Below are 21,817 nucleotides of genomic sequence, written 5' to 3'. Positions count from 1 at the left end.
AGGAGAAGAAGAATGCTAGTTAGTAGACGAAAAGGAAATGCAGCAAATCATATTGTCAGGATCAATGGAAAACGAATCGATCTCAAAGCATTAGAGAAAGTCTTCATGCTTCACTTTCCACTAAAGGAATGTGCGCTCATCCCGAAGAAAAATCAAGAAGGAGGCCTATCGCTTGTGCTGTTTGCACAGGCGAAGGACCCTTCGTTGACAAGAGAGGATTTGATGAGAGGCCCGCTTCATCCTGATGAAGTGCCAGCCGCACTCGTCCTCGTCCCTTCCTTGCCGCGAAAAGAAAATGGAGCGGTCGATACCGAGGCGCTGCTTGCCATTGACGTACTAGATGAAGAGGAACGGAGAAAGATAGAAGAACGCACGAAAGCCATAGATGGAGTAGAGGAAGCAGCCGTTTTGATAGAGAGTCAGACAGAAAAACAAACACCCTATCATTTAAATGACCTCTTCCCAGATAGACAGCGTACAAATGGAAACGAATCGTTTTCAAAAGATGAAGTCAGCCAAACCATACAATCCTCCGTACAAGAAAAACCACCAGCTCTTGTTTATGGAGGTGATGTGATCAGAAAACCAGGTACACCAGTCACATTGACAGAGGTACTGATCCGAGCCGCCTTTATGTCACCAAATCGCGGAGTCACGTATCTCAAAGAAGGCGGTCATGAGGTGATCCAGACTTACCCGGAATTACTCACAGGAGCGGAACGTGTCCTATCTGGATTAAGGGCAGCCGGACTTTCAAACGGCGATCAAGTGCTGCTTCAATTGAAAGACCATCAAGATTTTATCACGGTATTCTGGGGCTGTATTCTCGGTGGAATCATTCCAACCCCAGTCTCTGTACCACCTGTGTATGATGAAATGAATCAAGGTGTGAACAAGCTCAAGGGCGTATTTCAGCTTCAAAATGAGCCATTCATTATTACAAATGAAGCGAGTGCTGAGGACATTGCAGGGCTACGTAAAACGTTTGAAGCAAAAGCGATTCCGATTTTAACAATTGAAACATTACTTGCCTGTGACCCAGATGAACAGCATTATGAACCAGAGCCGGATGAGCCTGTGCTTCAGCTGCTGTCCTCAGGAAGTACGGGTGTGCCAAAGTGTATCCGGCACAACCATCAAAGCATTTTATCTAGAATCATTTCCTTTGAGCAGGCAAATGGTTTCACGCATGAGGATGTATCAATGAACTGGATGCCGCTTGATCATGTAGGGGGCATTGTCATGTTTCATGTCCATGATGTCTACCTCGGCTGCCAGCAAATTAGTCCATCCATTGATCAATTTATCGAACGGCCGATGGTGTGGCTGGATTGGGTAGAAAGATACGGTGTCACAAGGACGTGGGCGCCAAACTTTGCCTTTGCGATGATGAATGAATATGAAGACGACATTCGCAAAGGGAGCTGGGATCTCTCCACCTTGACCTATATCATGAACGCCGCCGAAGCAGTTGTTCCTAAAGTGACGCAGCGTTTCATGCACATCATGGGTGAGCACGGATTAAGCCGCCATGCGATGGTGCCGGCTTATGGCATGTCAGAAACATCATCAGCCATTGTCCAGTCAAAAGAATTCATGCGTCATGATGATCAGGGTGGACAACTGACCATTGATCAGACCACATTAACAAGTGAGATTCAATATGTGACGCACGATCATCCGCACAAGATGACTTTTACAGAAGTCGGTGCACCAATCCCTTCTGTATGGATTCGGATTGTCGATGAGCATCACCAAGTGCTGCCAGAAGATCAAGTCGGCCGCTTGCAGGTGAAGAGTCCAACGATTATGATGGGCTACTATCAAAATGAGGAAGCCAATGAAGAAGTATTTGCGGAAAACGGCTGGTTTCATACAGGAGATTTAGGATTTATTCATGAAGGGCGCCTAGTCCTCACAGGACGGGAAAAGGATATCATCGTCATCAACGGAGCGAACTATTTGAATTACGAAATTGAAGCCGTTGTGGAAGAAGTTGAGGGGGTTGAAGTCACCTTTGCCGCTGCGTACGGCATTTACAATCCCGAATCAAGTAATGACACACTCGCCATCTTTTTTGTCACGCAGAAGGATTCGATAGAGGATCAAATCACAATGATTCAGCAGATTAGAGAGAGCATCATTCGCAAAATGGGAATCGAACCTGACCATATCATTCCGGTGAAAAAAGACCAATTTCCGAAAACAGAAAGCGGAAAAATTCAACGTGCCCAACTAGGTGCGGCACTGAAAGATGGGGTATTTCATGACATTGAACGTGCACTTGATCTTGCTTCGGAAAATGAACAAACCCTCCCAGATTGGTTCTTTAAACGTATTTGGGTAAAAGAGAATATCGGTCCATCTCAGCCAGTCTCCACTGATCATGTACTCGTATTTGAGGATGAAAAAGGGCTTTATCCATCGCTTTATACACAATTTGAACAAATGAACCTGCCTTATGTTTCTGTGAAAAAGGGTTATGAATTTTTACGCCTGTCAAAAGGGATGTATCAGATGAACCCTCGAATCAAGGGGGATTACGTCAGGCTTGTGGCGGCGCTTGAAGCCGATGAATTAAAAATTGACCGTATGCTCCACTTGTGGAATGTATCAGACACGGAGATGATTGCGAGCCCTGCGCAGTTCAAAGAACTGAATGCAAGCACTAGCCAATCCATTTTGTATTTGTATCAAGCATTGAGACAAGAAAATAAAGAGCCGATGCGTCTCGTTGTTGTCACAAAAGGTGGTCAATTTGTAAAACCGCAAGATGAGTTTCATGTGGAGAAAACGTCTCTTGCCGGATTATTAAAAACCATCCCGCAAGAATGGGAAGGGGCAGAAGTGTCTCACCTTGATATTGAAGCGGAGAATGTGGAACAGGATGCCAAGCATATTGCGGACGAACTAGGTGCGATTCATTTGAAAGCAGAAGTGTCTTACCGGCATGGCCAGCGTCTCGTACCAAAGCTGGAAAAAGTGAATATGATGACGGCACCTCAGACAGAAGGGTTTTTAGAATATGAAGGCTTGTACTTGCTGACTGGAGGGCTTGGCGGTATTGGATTTGAACTGTCTAAGCAAATGCTCCAATTTGGCTTGAAGCTCGTGTTAATTGGACGGACATCCCTTGAAGAAGACAGAGAAAAAGAGGCGTCATTCTCACAACTGAAAGATCTGGGAGACGTCCTTTATGTACAAGCCGATGTGACGAATTTATGTGACGTCGAGCGGGCGATTTATGAAGCAGAAAAGCATTTCGGACAGTCGATCCGAGGAGCGCTTCATTTAGCCGGTGCTGGCAATGTATCTGAGCACTTTCAGCATGTGGATACGTACACACTGGCTCATACAACAGAAGAAGATTTCGTCAAAGAAGTTTCAGGGAAGGCAGATGGTGCTTGGGTGCTGCAAGAAGCCTTCAAGCATGATCCGTCAGTTCCACTCGTCTTTTTTGGATCAGTGAATGGCTTTTTTGGCGGCACCACATTTGGCGCATATTCTGCGGCGAACAGCTTTTTAGATGGACTCGCACATGCCCTTACCTATCATGAGGGAAGAAGAGCGATTTCGTTGAATTTCAGCATGTGGGATAATCTTGGTTTGTCTAAGGGACATACTGGGGCTGCGCTAACCGTTCGCAAGGGCTTTCAATTGATTGGAAAAAAACAAGGACTCCATTCATTATGTCTAGGTGTTCGGCTGAATGAAGCGCATCTATTTATTGGCCTAGATGGGGCGAATCAAGAAATTGCTGAACATCTTCAACCAGCACCAATGCCATATTTTGAAAAGAAACTGTACTATAAGGTTCAATCAGGCAAAGAAGTGGATGCTGACAAGATCACAGACATCATAGAGGGGAAATGGGACATCAGGCAAGTGGAAGATATACCGAAAAAACAAGATGGCTCTATTGATCATGAAGCCCTCAAACAGTTCCATCACAAACACGCACAGCCGTTTGAAAAGCAATTGCCAGAAACGAAGACAGAGCAGGTGCTTGCGGCCATATGGGAGGATATTTTAGAAGTCGATCGTGTGTACAAAGAGGATCAATTCTTTGACCTTGGTGGACATTCATTAAAGGCCACTCAAACGATTTCTCGTATTAATCATGAGTTTTCAATAAAGGCACCGCTAAAAATATTATTTGAAAGCAAGAATCTGGCACACTTGGCACAAATGGTCGATGACATCAATGGAGCACCAGCTATTCAGGAAGCCAGCATTCCAAAGCTGGAAAAACGAACAAGCTATGAACTGTCACACGCTCAAAAGCGGATTTGGTTCTTATCTACATTAGAAAAGAGCCATCATTACAATATATTAGGTGCTTGGAAGCTGATGGGCCAATTACACATCCAAACGTTAACAAAGGCGATCGGTCTCTTAACAAAACGTCATGAAGCACTGCGCGCAACATTTCAAACCATTGGCGGCAAGCCGGTTCAAGTCATCCGTGAAGATCTTCCGCCATCAGTAACCGTTGCGAATTTCTCATTATTTAATGAAAAAACAAGAGCGAGAAGATTGGAACAGCTGATTCAGCAAGAGGCGAACCGCATCTATGACTTAGAACGGGGACCGCTTGCACAATGGACAATTGTTGATATGGGGAAAGAGGAATATTACTTGCTTTGTGCGCAGCATCATATCATTTCCGATGCATGGTCGCTCAGCCTGCTTATTCAAGAATTAGAAGTCGTGTATGGTGCGCTATTATCAGAGAAAACGCCTGAGCTACCTGCACTTGAGATTGAATGGACCGACTATGTTCATTGGGAGAATGAGCAATTAAAGAACCACCATGAGGCTCAGAGCTATTGGCTAGAAACGTTACAAGGTGAGTTGCCGGTATTAGAGCTCCCGTTTGACCGTCCTCGTCCGCCGGTTCAAACATTTAATGGGGCTACAGAGAAAATCGTGATAGATGAACCGCTTGTTCGTCGTTTACATGCCTTGTCGAGACAACAGGGGACAACACTATTTATGACGATGTTGTCAGCCTATTATGTCCTACTTCACAAGTTGTCTGGACAAACAGATGTCATTGTTGGATCGCCGATCGCTGGTCGTGATGTCGAACAATCAGAGAAGCTCGTCGGCATGTTTGTCAATACATTGGCGCTGAGACAGGACGTTTCAAAAGCCGATACCTTTACCGATTTACTGGCAAAGGTGAAAGAAATGACGTTAAAAGCCTTTGAGCATCAGCATTATCCATTCGACAAGCTTGTGGATGACCTTTCAATTGATAGAGACCTAAGTCGTTCACCGATCTTCCAAGTCGCCATGGGGTATGTCACTGATTCGCTGGATATCAACCTAAAAGGACTGACATCGGAACAAGTGATGGTCCATCATACCGTCTCTAAATTTGATCTCACCTTGCATGTATTTGAGCAGGAGGACAAGCTGTCTATCCATGTGGAATATAATACGGATTTATTTGAGCAAGAAACGATCCACCGTATGATGAATTATTATCTCAATCTGTTAGATGGCATGACGGCTCAGCCTGAACGGACATTTGCTGAATTTTGCGTCATGGACAAAACAGAACAGGATGCCATGATCATAAGGAAAAATCAAACTGACACGCCTTATCCAAAGCGTACGCTGCAAGAATTATTTGAAGAACAAGTGCAGCGTGACCCGCACCGGATTGCTGTATCCTATATGGAAGAGCATATGACATATCAAGATTTAGACGAGAAGGCGACAAAACTGGCTGCCTATTTACAGTCAAAAGGCGTTGGACCAGGTTCACTTGTCCCGATGCTGTTTGATCGTTCGTTTGACATGATGGTCTCAGTTCTAGGGATCGTCAAGTCGGGTGCTGCTTATGTACCGATGTCACCTGAGTATCCAGATGCCCGCATCGGTCTGATCGTTCGCGATACACAAAGCGATATCATCTTAACCCAGTCGCATCTGATCAATCGTTTAGACGATCTGAGCGGCACAAAGATTGAAATGGACAAGCCGTTACCAGAAACAGGCGCAGTGTATCAAAGGGAAAAATCGATTGTAGGAGAAGACCAGCTTGCCTATGTTAACTACACTTCAGGCTCAACAGGCACACCAAAAGGCGTGATGCTTCCTCATGCAGGAGTGGTCCGCTTAGTGAAAGAAACAAACTATATTGAGCTTGGTTCAGAAGATAAAATGCTTCAGCTGTCTAACTATGCATTTGATGCCTTTACCTTTGAATTATGGGGAATGCTGCTCAATGGCGGTCAGCTGGTTCTGATCCCGAAATATGCTGCTCTGAATATGGACGAATTAACCCGTTTAATCAAAACGCATCAAGTCACAGCCAACTGTTTGCCAACTGCATTATTCAACCGGCTGATTGAGCATGATCCAAAAAGTGTAGCTGGATACCGTACATTACTTGTTGGCGGAGAAGCCATGTCTAGTGAGCATGCACGAAAGGCATTGCCACATATGAAGGGTGTGCTGATCAATGCTTACGGTCCAACAGAAAACACAACATTAGCGACCACTTATCAAGTCACACACGTACCCGAGGATGCAAGATCAGTGCCAATCGGTGTGCCAGTCGCCAACTCAACGGTTGTCATATTAGATGATCATCTCAATCCAGTACCTACAGGCGTCAAAGGAGAAATCTATATCGGCGGAACAGGGCTGGCAAAAGGATATCTGCATGACCCAGAGCGCACGCAGGAGCGGTTTATTGACAATCCATTCCCGGCATTAAAAGGGGACAAACTGTATCGTTCCGGTGACCTAGGGAAATGGCGGTCTGATGGCAGTATTGAATACCTTGGCCGAAAAGACAACTTGGTCAAAATTAGAGGCTACCGAATTGAATGTGGAGAAATTGAGACAGCCCTGCTCAAACACCCACAAGTAAAAGAATGTACCGTCATTGCTAAAACGTACGGCAGCTCAAAACGGCTGGCAGCCTACCTTGTCACAGATGGGGGAGAGCCTGTTCCCGGATGGAAAGCATTTTTACAGGAAAGCCTGCCAGGCTATATGATTCCAAGTTACTTTATCGTACTTGACGCAATTCCTGTCACAACAAATGGGAAGGTCGATCAAAAAGCATTGCCGGAGCCGACAGACGCAGTCTCTTCCTCACATGAAGACGATCAACCGGCAACAGAAACACAGCAGCTGATTGTGACAGCTTTCAGTGAAGTGCTTGGTGTCAAACGAGTAGGAATTCATGATTCATTCTTTGATTTAGGTGGAGATTCCATTATGAGTATTCAAGCCGTTGCCAAATTAAAAGAAAAAGGTGTCCGTGTTGATCCGAAATGGATTTTCATGCACCCAGCGCCAGCGCAGTTAGCGGCATATTTGGACACAGTGCCAGAAACAGGCGAGCCTGTCGAAAGAGCGCCGAAAGACTATGTGATCGAGTTGAAAAAAGGGGATCCGGCTGAACCGAGAATTTTCTTTGCACCGCCTGCTGGTGGAACGGTGATGGGGTATATTGATGTGGCCAAGCTCATGACACATGAAGGAGCTGTTTACGCCTTGCAGTCTCCAGGCTTGTATGAGGATGAAGAACCACAATTCCTTCATTATACAGAGCTTGTCACCATTTTTATTGAAGCCATTGAAACATTCTATCGACCAGGCATTGATTATTTGGCAGGGCATTCCATGGGCGGACATCTTGCTTACGGAATGAATCAGAGACTCTGTCATGCAGGAAAAGCGCCAAAAGGATTGATCATTTTAGATACGGTTCCGGTATTAAGAGATGAGGCAGATCAAGCGCTTCATGCCGATATGAACGAAGAAGAAGTGAAAATGCTGGCCCTCGTCCTAGGTATGGGGAACCTCGTCGGCATCAAACCAGAAGCATTACAAGGGCTCAGCTTCCAAGAAGTGAAGCAGAAAATCCTCAAAGTAGCAGAAAAGGATGAAGTCGTTCATCAATTTATGAATGATCACTATTTAGATAAATACTTGCAAATGCAGACTCATAATACCATCATGTCACAAGCCATTGAATTAGAAAAAGACCCATTCTCTGTGCCGTTTTATATTATACAAAGCAGCGATCACGCCACAGATTTCCAGAAAAAATTTGCCGATTGGGAAGCTTACACGAGAGAAACGTGCTCGTATTATCAAATAAAAGGCGACCATGTGACCATGATGAAAAGACCGCAGGCAGATCAACTTGCGCAGATTCTTGAAACGATCGTAAAGGGGTAAGGACGTATGAACCAATTATTTAAAACCTTTGAAAAAAAATCAGATCTCATTCAGCTTATTTGTTTTCCTTTTGCAGGCGGATATTCCGCCTCTTACCGTCCGCTCTTTGAACAGCTGAAGGACACGGCCGAAGTGACAGCAGCAGAACCTCCGGGTCATGGAACGAACCTCATGCCGCTTGAAACAAGCATTGACCGGCTGGCTGAATTGTATAAAGAAGGACTGACAGGCAAATTAAACCGTCCATTTATTTTGTTCGGACATTCCATGGGCGGACTTGTGGTGTACAGGCTGACTCAGTTGCTAGAAAGGGAAGGCATCGATCCGGCAGCAGTTGTCATTTCTGCCATTCAGCCGCCGCAAACAAAAAGACAAATATTGACCCATTTATCGAATGAAGCATTTGTTCAGCATATTGCTGAAATGGGCGGAATTCCAAAAGAATTGTTAGAGAACAAGCCAATGATGGATTACTTTACACCATCCTTACGTGCCGACTATCAAGCATTAGAATCCTTCCAGCACACAGACAAAACAATCATTGAATCACCCGTTTATTTATTGAACGGAAAGCAAGATAAGAAATGCATGGAAGACGCAGACGGCTGGCTAACATGGGCAAACGCCATCGAACGCACTGATTTCGAAGGAGGCCACATGTATATCAACACACACCTCGAGCAGTTCGCAGAACATATGAGGCATGTCATTGAGCAGACAACCAAAAAGCAATTCATCAGCCAATAAAAGAAAACAACGGCCCCGTCAAACGAGGGCCGTTGTTTTCTATAGCTGAATATCATTTTAAACGCAGAGAAACTGCTATTTAGGATAACGTTTCAAAGAATCTTTTTTCAAGCTGACCTTCATCAAATATTTCTTCGGAAGGTTTTTTTTCTGAATGAACGATTTGTCCTTCATTTATAAAAAGGATCTCGTCACATAAGTTAGCGGCAAATTGCAGGATGTGTGTAGAAAGAATGATCGTTTTATTTTGAGCCTTAAATTCTCTTAGATGTCTTTTCATAAGTGTCATATTTGCTGGGTCTAGACCGGTAAATGGTTCATCTAATAAGATAATAGATGGATTGTGTAAGGTGGTTAATATAAAAGAAATTCTCTGCCTCATCCCTCGGGATAGAGAAGAAGAGCGAATATGGGCTTGTTTTTCAAGCCCATATTTTTCTAATAAATGTTGAATCTGTTTTTTATTTAACGGTTGTTCAACTAACATGGATTGATATTTAATCAATTCGAAGCATGTTAAGTTTTCAAAAAGTGTTGGATCATCTTCCATGTAACCGACAGTTGAAAAACCATTTGCTATATCCTTTTGTATGATCAATTCACCTTTATCTGGTGTGATCAACCCCGCGATTATTTCAAGAATGGTTGTTTTTCCAGCACCATTTTTGCCTAATAATCCAACAATTGAGCCTTTATGAAAATGTAATTCATGAATTGATATTTTGAAGTTGGACTCTGTATATTCTTTGATTAGATCATGAATTGAAAGCATACAATCCCTCACTCGAATAATGTTTTAACTGATTTGCAGTTTTTGTTAATCGTTTTATCCCAAAATAAAAACATGATGACGATGATGATCACTGTACAAACAATCATGATCGTATTTGCCGCAATAAAAGAGGCTAGGTTATATGAGGACATAACGGATAAGCCTAAAATGAAACTGAAGCAAAGGTTTAATGTTAATTTGCTCAGTGTGCTAGGAACTTGATACACATACTCCCATTTAAAATAAGGAAATAGAACAGTAGAACCAACTGTGCATACGCCTATTAAAACGCTACTAACTAACAAAGTAAATATCACATAAAAGGGGTGATCTACATTTATTGTAAAAGTAGAAAAGATAGCATATACAATACAAAAAAACATATGTAATAAAACGGATAATATCAACTTAGAGTTTATTTTGTTCTTTATAAAGTGAGGTAACCGATGTTTTAAAGGAATAATGGGACCATCAACATCAAAAGAGACATAAGATTGAAGGGCGTTAGAAATAAAAATCATAGGGAATATCACACTAAAGATAAACAAAAAATCATTTTCTATATTCAGTGTTTCGATTTGGTTTGTATGAACACCATACAGAATGAGAGTAAATAGACCACCAGATATTGAGAATATAAATAGTAAAACCGACCATTGTATTGGAGGGTTTCTCAAAAGAAGGATGATTTCAAAAAATAAAATATGATCGAAAGATCTTGATGTTGTGTTTTGATGATGTCTATTCTTCTCCTCTGAATGGAAGATAGGCGTATATCTAAGGTTCTTTTTCCAATTGATTAACAAAATAAGACTAGTAAGAAAGATCAAAGCAGCAAGCGTAAGCACCAATTGGTTAGAAAAAGGAATAGAAAATAATTCGAATTTAAAAACAAAAAACATCCAAGAAGCAATGATCCCAGTGGTGATGTATTGAATCATGGGTGTGATTGAAAAGAATCTAGGTCTAGTAAGAAGTAATAATAAGTTCAATCTAAGTAAATATCCGAATAATAACGAGCTAATGCCTAAGGCTCCAAGAATAAAAGAATGATACAAAGCATGTGTGTTTAAAATCATGCAGAAAGAACCTAAAAAAAAGCATATAAAACCAATCATGACACCGAAAAATTTACTCATATCTTTCCCAAAAATATATTGATCCATATTCAATTTCAGGATGGCCATTTGTTTTTTATCTGAAGAAAATAAGATTCGCATAAGACTTTTATCAAGGTGAATCGTTGTTAAAAAAATGAAAAAAGAGATGTAGATGATTGATACGTTTTTGACAAAAAACGCAAGCAGTCCACCTAGGAAGAGTGGTGCTAGTATGTAGTTCATCGCAAATAACACATATAAATAAGGTCTGTTACGTTGATAGCCTCTTAACTCGTTGAGGATCAATATCTTTGTAAATACTATAAATATATGCACTCATAACACGTCCATTTTAGTTTGTATAATAAGGAAAGGTTCTCTCTCCTTATTATACAAAAAAATACAAGACAATAAATGGTTTTGTTGTTAGTTTTGTCTAGTTCTTCTGTGTTGAATTCCCCTTTCTCACCACATTCCCGCCAATCACTCCGCCAATGACGAGCACAGCCCCGATGAGGTGAACCATATCAATCGTTTCATGTAAAATAAGCACGCCAGCGGCAATGGTAATGAAAGCAGAAAGATTGTTAAAGATACTCACCTTTGCTGCTTCAAGGTGGGAAAGAGCATAGTTTGATAAATACGCTGTGAGCAGTGATGAGAGAATGCCTAAAAAGAGCATAGACCATACAAAGGATGGCTGCGTAAACGGACTGAAAAACTGCGGTAGTGTAGCATTTACCGAGTGCCGAATGAGAGCAGCAGCATTAAAGAAGACAAATCCAAAGAATGTCATCACGAAAGTCAGTTCAATGACATGGAATCGCCGTGTCATCACCCTGGCAAATACGCTATAGGCACTGGATGATAAGGCTGAAAGTAAGATCAGCACATAACCAATGAGATGAGAATGTTTCACATCAATTCCCTTCACCACAAAGAGGAGCATCACCCCGCACACAGAAAGAATGGTAAACAGCACCTGAATCGAGGTAGGACGTTCCTTTAAACACCATGCTGCAAGCACCATTGTCAAAATAGGGATGGTCGCCTGAATAATGCCGGCCTCTGATGAAGAGGTAAACATCAGCCCCCACACTTGAAATGCAAAAAACAACACAGGATAAAGCAAGGAAAATGGCACAATGTAAATGAGATCACGCCATTGAATGGAAAAACGGTACTTTTTTCGTAAAAATGGAAATAACAAAAGAGCGGCTGCGAAAGAAACAGTAAATCGGTGTGCCAATACATCAATTGGATTCGCTGATGCTAAGGCTACTTTGACAAACAAGAATGAAAAACCAATAATACAGGCGTATGCGATCGAAGCAGCATACGCTTTTTGTTTTGACATATCCATCAGAATTCTCCTTACAAGAGCATGCATGCTTCAGTTGAATTGACCGGTTCTGTCTTTTTATCGTAAACAGATCAAGTAAAGTGTACAATAAGAGTTATTGATATCTGTACCGGTACAAGGAGGGTAGTACTGTGAGGAAATATGATCAGCTTGTGTTGAATATAAAAAACAAAGTCGAGAGCGGTGAATACAATGCTGGAATGAAAATTCCATCCATTCGTCACTTAGCGGCTCAATATGCTGTGAGCAAAAGCACTGTCATAAAAGCACTAGACACATTAGAGCGTGAACACTTGCTGTACTCTGTAGAAAGAAGTGGCTATTTTGTCGTGAAAACCAATCAGTCAGCCGTTAAGAAGGGCAGCACATGGATTGATTTTGCTTCCTCTGCGCCTGATCCCATTGTGTTTCCATATGTCGATTTTCAGCACTGCATCAATCAAGCGATTGATCTGTATCAAAATGATTTATTTATCTATGGCACCACCAATGGATTACCATCTTTACTGCCAATCATTTCAAAGCGTTTAACGGATTATCAAGTGTTTGCCTCTCCAGAACAGATCGTCATGACTTCTGGTATTCAGCTGGCTTTATCGATTTTAAGCACCATCCCGTTTCCGAATGGAAAACAGACCATATTGGTCGAACAGCCAGGCTATCACCTATTCCTCCAATACTTAGAGAAAAACCAGCTGCCTGTCCGGGGGATTCAGCGGACGGAAAAAGGACTCGATCTTCAGGAATTGGAGCGTATCTTCCGAGAGGAGGATATTCGCTTTTTCTATACGATGCCAAGATTTCAAAACCCGCTTGGAACGAGTCTGTCGAAACAAGAAAAAATAGCGATTGCAGCCCTTGCCGAAGCATATGATGTCTACATCGTTGAAGACGATTATTTGGCTGATTTAGAATTCGATACAAAAAGAGACCCGATCTATTCATATGATCAGGCGGGGAAGGTCATTTATTTAAAAAGCTTCTCAAAAATCATTTTTCCGGGGCTTAGAACAGGTGCTGTCGTCTTACCAAACGAGCTGATTGGCCCCTTTAGTGAACATAAACGGCTTATTGATATCGACAGCTCGATGCTCTCGCAGGCTGCTTTAGAAATTTATTTGAAAAGCGGGATGTTTGAGCGTCATAGAGAAAGGATGCAGGCGACCTATAGAGCTCGATCCAAACAACTTGTGGCCTGTTTGAAAAATGATCAAGGCGCTTATGAGCTGGGAGAAGAGGAGCCAGCTACCCATACCCACGTTCGTGTCGACCGGTCCATTCCGATGAATCAGCTCATTCAGCAGCTAAAAAAGGCTTCTGTGATGGTTCAGCCGATCGACCGCCATTTCATTTCTACTTATCATAAGGAGCCTATACTTCAACTGAACATTTGGCATGTAAAAGAAGAGGATATCGCACGAGGCGTCGATTTGCTCAAGTCATCACTTCAACAAATCACACGTTATTAAGGCGAGACAGCATGTTCTCACAAGTGAGTATCTCGACGTGCTCAGCCGCAGCGGGTTTTCTTGTACAAACCGCCATTTGGTAGGCAGGATCAAGTGAATATGTTTGGACAACGCAAGGGGCTTCGTGATCAGGTAATCTCAAAGTAGCCTGTCCATCCTCTGACAAGCGAGCGGTAAAGGATGAAAGACCATAGGATATTCCCTTCCCTGTCAGCTTGATAAAAGCCTCCTTCATGGACCATAAATGAAAGAAATAGGCTTCCTGCCGTTCTGCCGGCTGTGAGAGTAAATCTTGATATTCGTCAGCTGAAAAAAATCGTTTGGCAATGGCTAAATCAATCGGTTTAATCTCTTCAATATCAATGCCAACAGGCGCATCATCTACTGCGCCCACGACCCAATCACCAGAGTGAGAAAGATTAAAATGAAAAGAAGGAATTTGCCGGACAACAGGCTTTCCATTCCCTTCTGTTTCAAAAATGATCTGTTCCATAGGCAGTGCGTACATCTCATGAATGATGTGACGAATCAGTACCTCACCTAAAAGCGTTCTTCTTGCATCGATCAAAAAACGAAAGCGCTCAGCGGCGGCGCGTTTTTCAAATGACACAAAAGGCTTCAGCTGTTCTATTTGTTTTCGTGCATTTTTATCATCTAAAGGTTGTAATTGAATAGCGAAAATCTTCATAACGTACCTCAATTTTTTACATTTATTGTACCATTGGATGAACCTCTGCAAAAGAGAAACAGACATCCTGTTCAATGAAAGCACAAAATGACAGGAAGGTGCGGGCGGTTCTCGATATAGTGGAAAAGGAAGGAGAGGGAAAAATGATTCACTTGATCATGGATAGTATCAATTATATGGAAGAGAGGCTGGATCAGCCTTTGCAGATCGAAGAAGTGGCAGAGGCCGCCTGTATGTCTAAATTTCATTATCAGCGGCTATTCCATATGCTGACAGGAATTGCAGTAGCAGAATATATTCGCAAAAGACGATTAACCCTTGCGGCAGAAGAATTCATGACCAAGCAAGTGAAAGTCATTGATGCGGCGGTGAAGTATGGCTATGAAACCCCAGAGTCGTTTGCGAAAGCCTTCAAGCGGCATCACGGATATACACCGGCAGCAGTGAAAACAGGCGAGTTTACAGTGAAAGCCTACCCCCGTCTCTCCTTCGAACTTCAAATAAAAGGAGTCGAACCGATGCATTATCGAATTGTGGAAAAGGATTCATTTTCAATCATGGGCAGAAGACTAAAGACAACAACAAAGAATAGCCAAAACAAACAGGATATTCCCGCCTTTTGGAAGCGTGTCAATCAAGAAGGATGGACGCATTCACTGGCTCATGCAGCTGGAGAACTCGGATATATCGGTGTATGTGCGCATTTTGATGAAACGCTTGAAACATTTGACTATATCATTGGGATTGAGCAAGGTGAGGAAGAACCAGATTCGACCATGACAGTCGAGCAGATTCCGGCCAGTACATGGGCTGTATTTCAGGCAAAGGGGCCTGTCGAAACCGCTGTGCATTCAACATGGACACGTATTTTCACAGAATGGTTTCCTGCCTCAGGATATGAGCATGCTGGGGGAATGGAGATGGAAACGTATCCTTTAGATGGAGAGATACATTCTCCAGATCATGTGACATTGATTTGGATTCCAATCCGTAAACAATCATAAAAAAGGCAGCGTATCTCGCTGCTTTTTATCCTTGTTTGAGGATGTGAACACCGTTTGGATCGGTCGTATTCATCCCATGAGAATCTATCATCTTCACTTCAAGTAAAGAGAGACGTTCTCCCTTTTTCCAATGAATAGGTTGTGTCAAACCGTCCAGCAACTGATCGACCGCAGGTGTATGAGTCAAATCAGGTACTGCGATCGTCATCTCGGCAATTGCTTCTTCACCAGTTTCAATCACATCTGTCCGCCGCTGCAATTCAAGCCTTAAGCGCATCGGTGTAGAAAGAAACGTTCTTCGCTCCCCGGTCTGGATTGCCCAGTTTCTCTTTTGCGCTTGTACCAGCAACTGATCATATTCATCATTAGTCACTAGAAAGCCGATGTGATCAAAAAGGACTTTTTTACTATAACCAAATGTGATATTGATCTGTCCCTTTCTCATCTCAATGATTCGGAAAGAGGGCTTCTTCTCTCTAAAATCATCCCATGTCTGCGGAGGAGGAAAGGAACCTTCCTTTGCGAAACGCCCCTTTACTTCAAAGCCTAATGAAGTGTACGCCTGCTCCGTCTCCTCAACAAATGGTGTCCAGTAATGATAATGGAAAAGCTGCATCAGAGGATCATCTCCTGTTTTAAGAATATTGCGTCTATTTAGTTTAGCACAAAACAAGCCATTCTTTTAGTAGAATGGCTTGTTCTTATCGGGTAAGGGTTTGAACAGGTTTCTCCGCTGTTTTTGTAATGAGCAGCTGCAAGAGCCGTGTCGATTGTGGCAATGAAAAGCGAAGGACGAGTCCAGTAAAGATGGCCGTCAGAATCGTTCCAATGCCAATCGGGCCGCCGAGCATCCATGCAAATAGAAGCACGGTTAACTCAATACCATTTCGAACCCACTGTACGTTCAGCCCTGTTTTTGCTGAGATGAGCAGCATTAATGAATCTCTTGGCCCAGCGCCAAGATTAGCTGAGACATAAATGCCAACGCCATACCCAGACACAATCACGCCCGTAATAAATACATATAAAGCAGGTAAATACCCATGTGGTGCAGGTAATACTGCATTAAAGAAATCAATAAACACGCCAATCAGCACCATATTGAGAAGGGCGCCGATCTTTGGAAAAGATTTCGTGAAAACAGATGTCAGTGTCACAATGAGTGCACCAATAATGATCGACCATTGTCCAATGGTTAAACCAAAATGCTGAAACAGTCCATAATGAAAAGCGTCCCACGGACCAATGCCAAGGATCTTTCCCTTCACTGTCAGCGATAGTCCAAAAGCAAGTACAACCAATCCAACAAAATAAAAAAACCAACGTAAAAGATGTTCCCGCTTCAAAAGCTTTCCCTTCTTTCTTAAACACTCGATTTCAATCGTAACATACTCGCACGCCCCTTTAAATGGCTTTGCTTAATGTAATCGCTTTCTTTAAAAGTGGTAAAAAAAGGCTGTTCTCACATGATGAGAACAGCCTTTTTGATCATACTGGATTCAAAATTCGATTTAAGAATTGTTTTGTTCGTTCTTCCTTTGGTCGTTTGAAGATTTCTTCAGGAGGACCTTGTTCAACGATGACGCCGCCATCAATAAAAATCACTTCGTCCGCCACTTCTTGGGCAAACTTGATTTCATGTGTGACAACCGCCATCGTCCAGCCTTCTTTCGCTAGATCCTTCATGACCTTTAAGACTTCTCCGACAAGCTCAGGATCAAGCGCAGAGGTTGGTTCATCAAAAAGCATAAGCTCTGGCTGAATGGCAAGTGCACGGGCAATGCCGACACGCTGCTTTTGACCACCTGACAGCTGGAAGGGATACAAATCTTTTTTATCCTCAAGTCCTACCTTTTGCAGAAGCTGAATCGCTTCTTTTCGCACCGCTTCTTTCGGACGGCGCTGGACTTGGACTGGACCTTCCATCACATTCTCAAGAACAGTGCGATGTGGGAACAGATGATAATCTTGAAACACCATGCCTGACTTCCGGCGAAGCTTGAGCAAATCAGCTTGTTTATTTTTTTTAGAAAAATCAATCGAGAAATCATCGAAGGTAAAGGAGCCGGCATTTGGAATTTCAAGTGCATTTAAACAGCGAAGCATCGTTGTTTTTCCTGAACCTGATGGACCAAGAATCGCCACAACCTGCCCTTTGTTGATCGTAAAATCAATCGACTTTAAAATCTCATTTTCACCAAAGGATTTGTTTAAGCCTTTGACTGTTAGCATGTCGTTCCCTCCTTACCTTGCGACATATCGATCAAGTCGTTTTTCAATTTGGTGTTGAACGAGCGATAGAATGAAGCAGAATACCCAATAGATCAGGGCTGCTTCCATATAAATAAATAAAATTTGATCCAAGTTCGCCGCAGCAATTTCCTGTGATTTACGGAACATCTCTGCCACGAGGATTTGGGAGGCAAGCGATGTATCTTTCACCAAACTAATGAATGAATTAGACAGCGGCGGAATCGATACACGCACTGCCTGCGGTAAAATCACGCGGACGAGCGTTTTGCGATGGGTCATCCCAATCGAATACCCCGCTTCCCATTGTCCTTTTGGAACAGATAGGACGGATGCACGAATAATTTCCGAAGCATACGCACCTACGTTTAAAGAAAAAGCGATGATAGCACTTGGATATGGATCAAGTGTGATATTAAATGTCGGAAAGAAATAGAAAATAATAAACAATTGCACAAAAAGCGGCGTTCCGCGAACAGCCGACACATAGATAGAAAAAATCCATCTGAGCGCTTTGATTTTAGACATTCTAGCAAGAGCTGTCACAAGCGCGATAAAAAGACCAATGATAAAAGCAATGATGGCGAGGGGAATTGTATAATAAATTCCCTGCATCACCATTGGCCAAAAAGATTGCTGAAGAAGATCCCACGGAATGACGACTCCGAGGATATTATTTTGTAACATCTTCACCAAACCATTTCTTAGAAATCTTAGCGAGTGTACCGTCTTTCTTCATTTCTTTTAGTGCGCCATTCACTTTGTCAACGACTTCGCCGCTGCCTTTTCTGAAGGCAAAATACGTTTCTTGTGGATCTCCTGTTTCAAATGCAACTTTTAGGTTTTTGTTACCGCTTGTTTTCAAGTAATTCAAGACAGCCAATTTGTCATTGAACGTCAAATCAGCACGCCCTTGCTGAATCAATTGAATGGATTGTGCAAGACCTTCAACCCCTTCAATTTTAGCGCCAGCATCTGTAGCTAATTTGTTATAGTTACTTGTTAATGATTGTGCTGCTTTTTTGCCTTTCACATCAGAAAGTTTCTTGATGTCATTGTTATCTGATTTTGTCACAACAATGGCTTGAGATGTTGTGTATTTATCAGAGAAATCATATTGATTTTCACGTCCAGTTTTACCAACTTGGTTCGCTACCACATCAAAACGTTTTGAATTCAGACCAGCAAACATGCTGTCCCATTGTGTTTCTTTGAATTCTGGTTTTAAGTCAAGACGTTTTGCGACTTCTGTGATGACCTCGACATCATAGCCAGTTAATTTATCTGTCTTTTTGTCATGGAAGGTGAAAGGAGCATATGTACCTTCTGTACCGATGGTTAATACGCCTTTATCCTGAATGGACTTCCAAAGGTCACCTGATTCCTTAGACCCAGATTGTTTATTTGCGCTGTCGTTTGCAGCTGATCCACATGCTGTGATCAATGCAACACAAGCGCCTAAAATAATGGCAAAGAACATTTTTTTCATTTTATTCCCCACTTTTCTTGTTGGTATTTACAACATATGATCTTACAGAGAAGCAACCTAAAAGTAAAGCATTTGAAACTAGCTTGAGCGAATCTCACCAACTTTATGCCTTGAACTGGTTGAACGGATAAACGATAGAACTATACCCAAAACAAAAGGTGGATAAAACCAAACGCATTCTCAAACGATGATGAAGAGAGTTCGATTGATGAGAATGTGAGATAGACTACTTAATGGTAAAATATGCTATGATTTTCACATCGAAAGAAGTTTATGTGGGTGTTGATCAGTTGACTTAAATGACTTTCTAAAGTACAAGATCCTCCAGTGAACAAACGGAATAAAAGGGAAGTGTGATCATTTGCATACATTGAAACAAAAACCTGTCATGATTTTAGTACACGAAATATATGGAATAAATGATCATATGAAGAGTATGATCGATCATTTTGACAAAGCTGGTTTTGAGGTTTATTGTCCTCATTTATTAGGACAGGCTAAACACTTCCCTTATGCCAGTGAGAATGAGGCATATGACTACTTTATGAATAAAGTTGGTTTTGATGAATCGGTAAAGATCGTATTGAATGTGGCAAAAGAGTTAAAAACGAAAAATGCAGAGAGAGACATATGTCTGATAGGTTTTAGTGTGGGGGCAACAATTGCTTGGCAATGCAGCCAATATGATCAGTTGTTTACCGGTGTCATTGGATTTTATGGTTCACGGATAAGAGATTTTCTCGATATGACGCCTACCTGCAATACGCTGTTATTTTTCCCGGAAGTTGAAGCTTCTTTTAACCCTCGGGAGGTTGCGAATGTTTTGGAGAAAAAGGAAAAGCTATGCGTGAAAATAGTAAAGGGGCAGCATGGGTTCGCCAATCCAGATTCTACGACTTTTCACGCTGAATCTAAAAATCGCTGCTTTCAAGAAATAGATGGTTTTATCAAAGAGTGTCTACAAAAGAAAAATGACTCATGACTGTTTGAAATGAGACTCGAATAGAGGGAAATGAAACCAGTGTGTCATGTAAGTTTGCATGCTGGTTTTTTCGTGCAATTCTTTTGGATATAAGGCATCCTATCAAATGATCAGAATCACCGTATAGTTGTGCGAACATTACTAAAATAAAGACTTTGTAACAGTGACGATAGAAGGAAGCATATTTATTATAAAAGATGTATAATTAGTAGGTTGTTTTGAAAATGGAATAATCACATGGAGACATGTTTTGATAACAGAACATCTTAGAAGAAGGAGGGCATCATTGTGGATGTTGGACAAAATCAGCCCGAACAATTGAAAAGGGCGATGACCTCCCGCCATTTATTTATGATTTCTCTTGGCGGTGTCATTGGGACAGGCTTTTTTCTTGGAACAGGCTATACGATTGGACAAGCAGGGCCAGTTGGAGCTGTTCTTTCCTATATAGTGGGCGGATTGATTATGTATTTAACCATGCTGTGTCTTGGAGAGCTGTCAGTCGCGCTTCCTGTGTCGGGGTCGTTTCATACGTATGCGACGAAATTTGTCAGCCCTGCAGCAGGATTTGCTGTTGGCTGGATTTATTGGCTTGGCTGGGCAGCTACTGTGGCGCTGGAATTTTTATCAGCAGGGCAGCTGATGAGACGCTGGCTTCCACAAGTGGATGTGTGGATTTGGTGTCTCATATTTGGGCTGTGTTTGTTCTTATTAAATGCCAGGTCAGCGAAAGCGTTCGGGGAGTCGGAGTTTTTCTTTTCAACCATTAAGATTGTTGCCATCTTACTATTTATTGGCGTAGGCGGAGCGGCGATGTTTGGTTTTATTCAAACGACGAGCGGGGAACCAGCTCCTTACTTTAGTCATTTTGTGAGTGACGGTCTGTTTCCGAATGGCTTGCTGGCCGTTGTCGTCACGATGATCACGGTGAATTTTTCGTTTCAAGGGACGGAGCTGATCGGGATTGCGGCAGGAGAAAGTGAAAATCCGGAGAAAACCGTACCTCGCTCTATTCATCAGACGGTTTGGCGCACCCTTGTCTTTTTCGTTTTATCTATTTTTGTCTTAGCGGGTATGGTGCCTTGGAAAGAAGCGAGTGTGCTGCAAAGCCCATTTGTCACTGTGTTTGAGAGAACGGGCATTCCTTATGCGGCAGATATCATGAACTTTGTCATTATCATTGCTTTATTATCTGTGGCGAACTCTGGCCTATATGCCTCTACGAGAATGCTGTACTCTTTGTCGAAGGAAGGAATGGCAGGGAAGGCGTTTAGACGAGTCAATCAGCGGGGCATCCCGATGAATGCCTTACTGCTCACTTTCCTGTTTACAGGTATTTCGTTATTATCAGGATTCTTTGCAGAGAAAACCGTTTTTGCTTGGATCGTGTCAATTGCGGGCATGAGTGCCCAAACCGGCTGGATTACGATTACATTATCACAGCTGCTTTTCCGCAGAAGATATTTGAAAGCAGGCGGAAAGCTGGAAAACCTAAAATTTAAAACCCCTCTTTATCCGGTACTGCCGATCATTGCGATCACGCTGAATTCGATTGTGCTAATCAGTCTTGCCTTTGATGCGGAGCAGCGGATTGGGCTGTATGTCGGCGTACCGCTCATGATCATTGGATATGTTGTCTATCACCGCTATGTGAAAAAACATCAGGTGAAAAGTGAACCGCTCCAGTTGCAAATCCACGGAAATGATGAGATTCGGTTTTAATTCAAAAAAAGAAGCCTTCC

General features: G+C 42.4%; 15 protein-coding genes. 6 read left to right on the top strand and 9 right to left on the bottom strand.

The genetic code is table 11. The features are described from left to right. The first annotated feature begins 12 nt into the window (after positions 1 to 12). Both MHI20_RS18270 and MHI20_RS18265 read left to right on the top strand, forming a co-directional pair. Complete coding sequence (locus MHI20_RS18270; RefSeq protein ID WP_340940385.1) at positions 13 to 8,211, top strand: amino acid adenylation domain-containing protein; 8,199 nt, start codon at positions 13 to 15, stop codon at positions 8,209 to 8,211. Positions 8,212 to 8,217: 6 nt separating this feature from the next. Further along, entirely contained in the window at positions 8,218 to 8,958 is a 741-nt protein-coding gene (locus tag MHI20_RS18265; protein WP_110487630.1) for a thioesterase II family protein, read from the top strand. Positions 8,959 to 9,037: 79 nt separating this feature from the next. Here MHI20_RS18265 and MHI20_RS18260 read toward each other — a convergent pair whose 3' ends face one another. The 3 genes from MHI20_RS18260 to MHI20_RS18250 all read right to left on the bottom strand — a co-directional run bounded on the left by MHI20_RS18260 (position 9,038) and on the right by MHI20_RS18250 (position 12,193). Beyond that, the gene (locus tag MHI20_RS18260) at positions 9,038 to 9,730 is read right to left on the bottom strand and encodes an ABC transporter ATP-binding protein (protein ID WP_041091079.1); all 693 of its coding nucleotides are present in this window, start codon (positions 9,728 to 9,730) and stop codon (positions 9,038 to 9,040) included. 8 nt (positions 9,731 to 9,738) lie between these two features. Then, positions 9,739 to 11,073 (bottom strand): hypothetical protein, encoded by a 1,335-nt coding sequence (locus MHI20_RS18255; protein ID WP_226650779.1) that lies wholly within the window; start codon positions 11,071 to 11,073, stop codon positions 9,739 to 9,741. Positions 11,074 to 11,266: 193 nt separating this feature from the next. After that, positions 11,267 to 12,193 carry a DMT family transporter gene (locus tag MHI20_RS18250; protein WP_203144092.1) on the bottom strand — a complete coding sequence of 309 codons (927 nt, stop codon included), beginning with the start codon at positions 12,191 to 12,193 and terminating at the stop codon, positions 11,267 to 11,269. 131 nt (positions 12,194 to 12,324) lie between these two features. Here MHI20_RS18250 and MHI20_RS18245 point away from each other — a divergent pair, with 131 nt between their 5' ends. After that, on the top strand, positions 12,325 to 13,662 hold the full coding sequence (locus MHI20_RS18245; RefSeq protein WP_340940376.1) for an aminotransferase-like domain-containing protein: 1,338 nt from the start codon (positions 12,325 to 12,327) through the stop codon (positions 13,660 to 13,662). Here the strand turns inward: MHI20_RS18245 and MHI20_RS18240 are convergent. Further along, positions 13,649 to 14,350, bottom strand: a complete 702-nt coding sequence (locus MHI20_RS18240; RefSeq protein WP_217967557.1) for a 4'-phosphopantetheinyl transferase family protein — start codon at positions 14,348 to 14,350, stop codon at positions 13,649 to 13,651. The two genes, MHI20_RS18245 and MHI20_RS18240, sit on opposite strands and share 14 nt — an antisense overlap. A gap of 143 nt (positions 14,351 to 14,493) precedes the next feature. Here MHI20_RS18240 and MHI20_RS18235 point away from each other — a divergent pair, with 143 nt between their 5' ends. After that, complete coding sequence (locus MHI20_RS18235) at positions 14,494 to 15,354, top strand: effector binding domain-containing protein (RefSeq protein WP_340940369.1); 861 nt, start codon at positions 14,494 to 14,496, stop codon at positions 15,352 to 15,354. Positions 15,355 to 15,379: 25 nt separating this feature from the next. On the opposite strand, the gene MHI20_RS18230 is transcribed toward MHI20_RS18235, so the two are convergent. From MHI20_RS18230 to tcyA, 5 genes are all read right to left on the bottom strand, one after another. Further along, positions 15,380 to 15,970, bottom strand: a complete 591-nt coding sequence (locus tag MHI20_RS18230) for a hypothetical protein (RefSeq protein ID WP_277519570.1) — start codon at positions 15,968 to 15,970, stop codon at positions 15,380 to 15,382. An 85-nt stretch (positions 15,971 to 16,055) separates the two neighbouring features. Continuing rightward, entirely contained in the window at positions 16,056 to 16,700 is a 645-nt protein-coding gene (locus tag MHI20_RS18225) for a YczE/YyaS/YitT family protein (RefSeq protein ID WP_048001285.1), read from the bottom strand. Positions 16,701 to 16,842: 142 nt separating this feature from the next. Beyond that, entirely contained in the window at positions 16,843 to 17,586 is a 744-nt protein-coding gene (locus MHI20_RS18220) for an amino acid ABC transporter ATP-binding protein (RefSeq protein WP_007498183.1), read from the bottom strand. A gap of 12 nt (positions 17,587 to 17,598) precedes the next feature. Next, positions 17,599 to 18,291, bottom strand: coding sequence for an amino acid ABC transporter permease (locus MHI20_RS18215; protein WP_008347286.1), 693 nt, complete (start codon positions 18,289 to 18,291; stop codon positions 17,599 to 17,601). Then, positions 18,278 to 19,093, bottom strand: a complete 816-nt coding sequence (gene tcyA, locus MHI20_RS18210; protein ID WP_007498178.1) for a cystine ABC transporter substrate-binding lipoprotein TcyA — start codon at positions 19,091 to 19,093, stop codon at positions 18,278 to 18,280. The genes MHI20_RS18215 and tcyA overlap by 14 nt, the downstream gene beginning before the upstream one ends. A gap of 361 nt (positions 19,094 to 19,454) precedes the next feature. Between tcyA and MHI20_RS18205 the strand changes: the two genes are divergently transcribed. Both MHI20_RS18205 and MHI20_RS18200 read left to right on the top strand, forming a co-directional pair. Then, a complete protein-coding gene (locus tag MHI20_RS18205; protein ID WP_135010135.1) occupies positions 19,455 to 20,075 on the top strand; it encodes a dienelactone hydrolase family protein in 621 nt (206 codons plus the stop codon). 288 nt (positions 20,076 to 20,363) lie between these two features. Then, complete coding sequence (locus tag MHI20_RS18200) at positions 20,364 to 21,797, top strand: amino acid permease (RefSeq protein ID WP_412055237.1); 1,434 nt, start codon at positions 20,364 to 20,366, stop codon at positions 21,795 to 21,797. The last annotated feature ends 20 nt before the right edge of the window (positions 21,798 to 21,817 follow it).

The organism is Bacillus sp. FSL K6-1106, from assembly GCF_038005245.1.
GTDB lineage: Bacteria > Bacillota > Bacilli > Bacillales > Bacillaceae > Bacillus > Bacillus altitudinis.
This window is presented reverse-complemented; position numbering and strand designations above follow the sequence as displayed.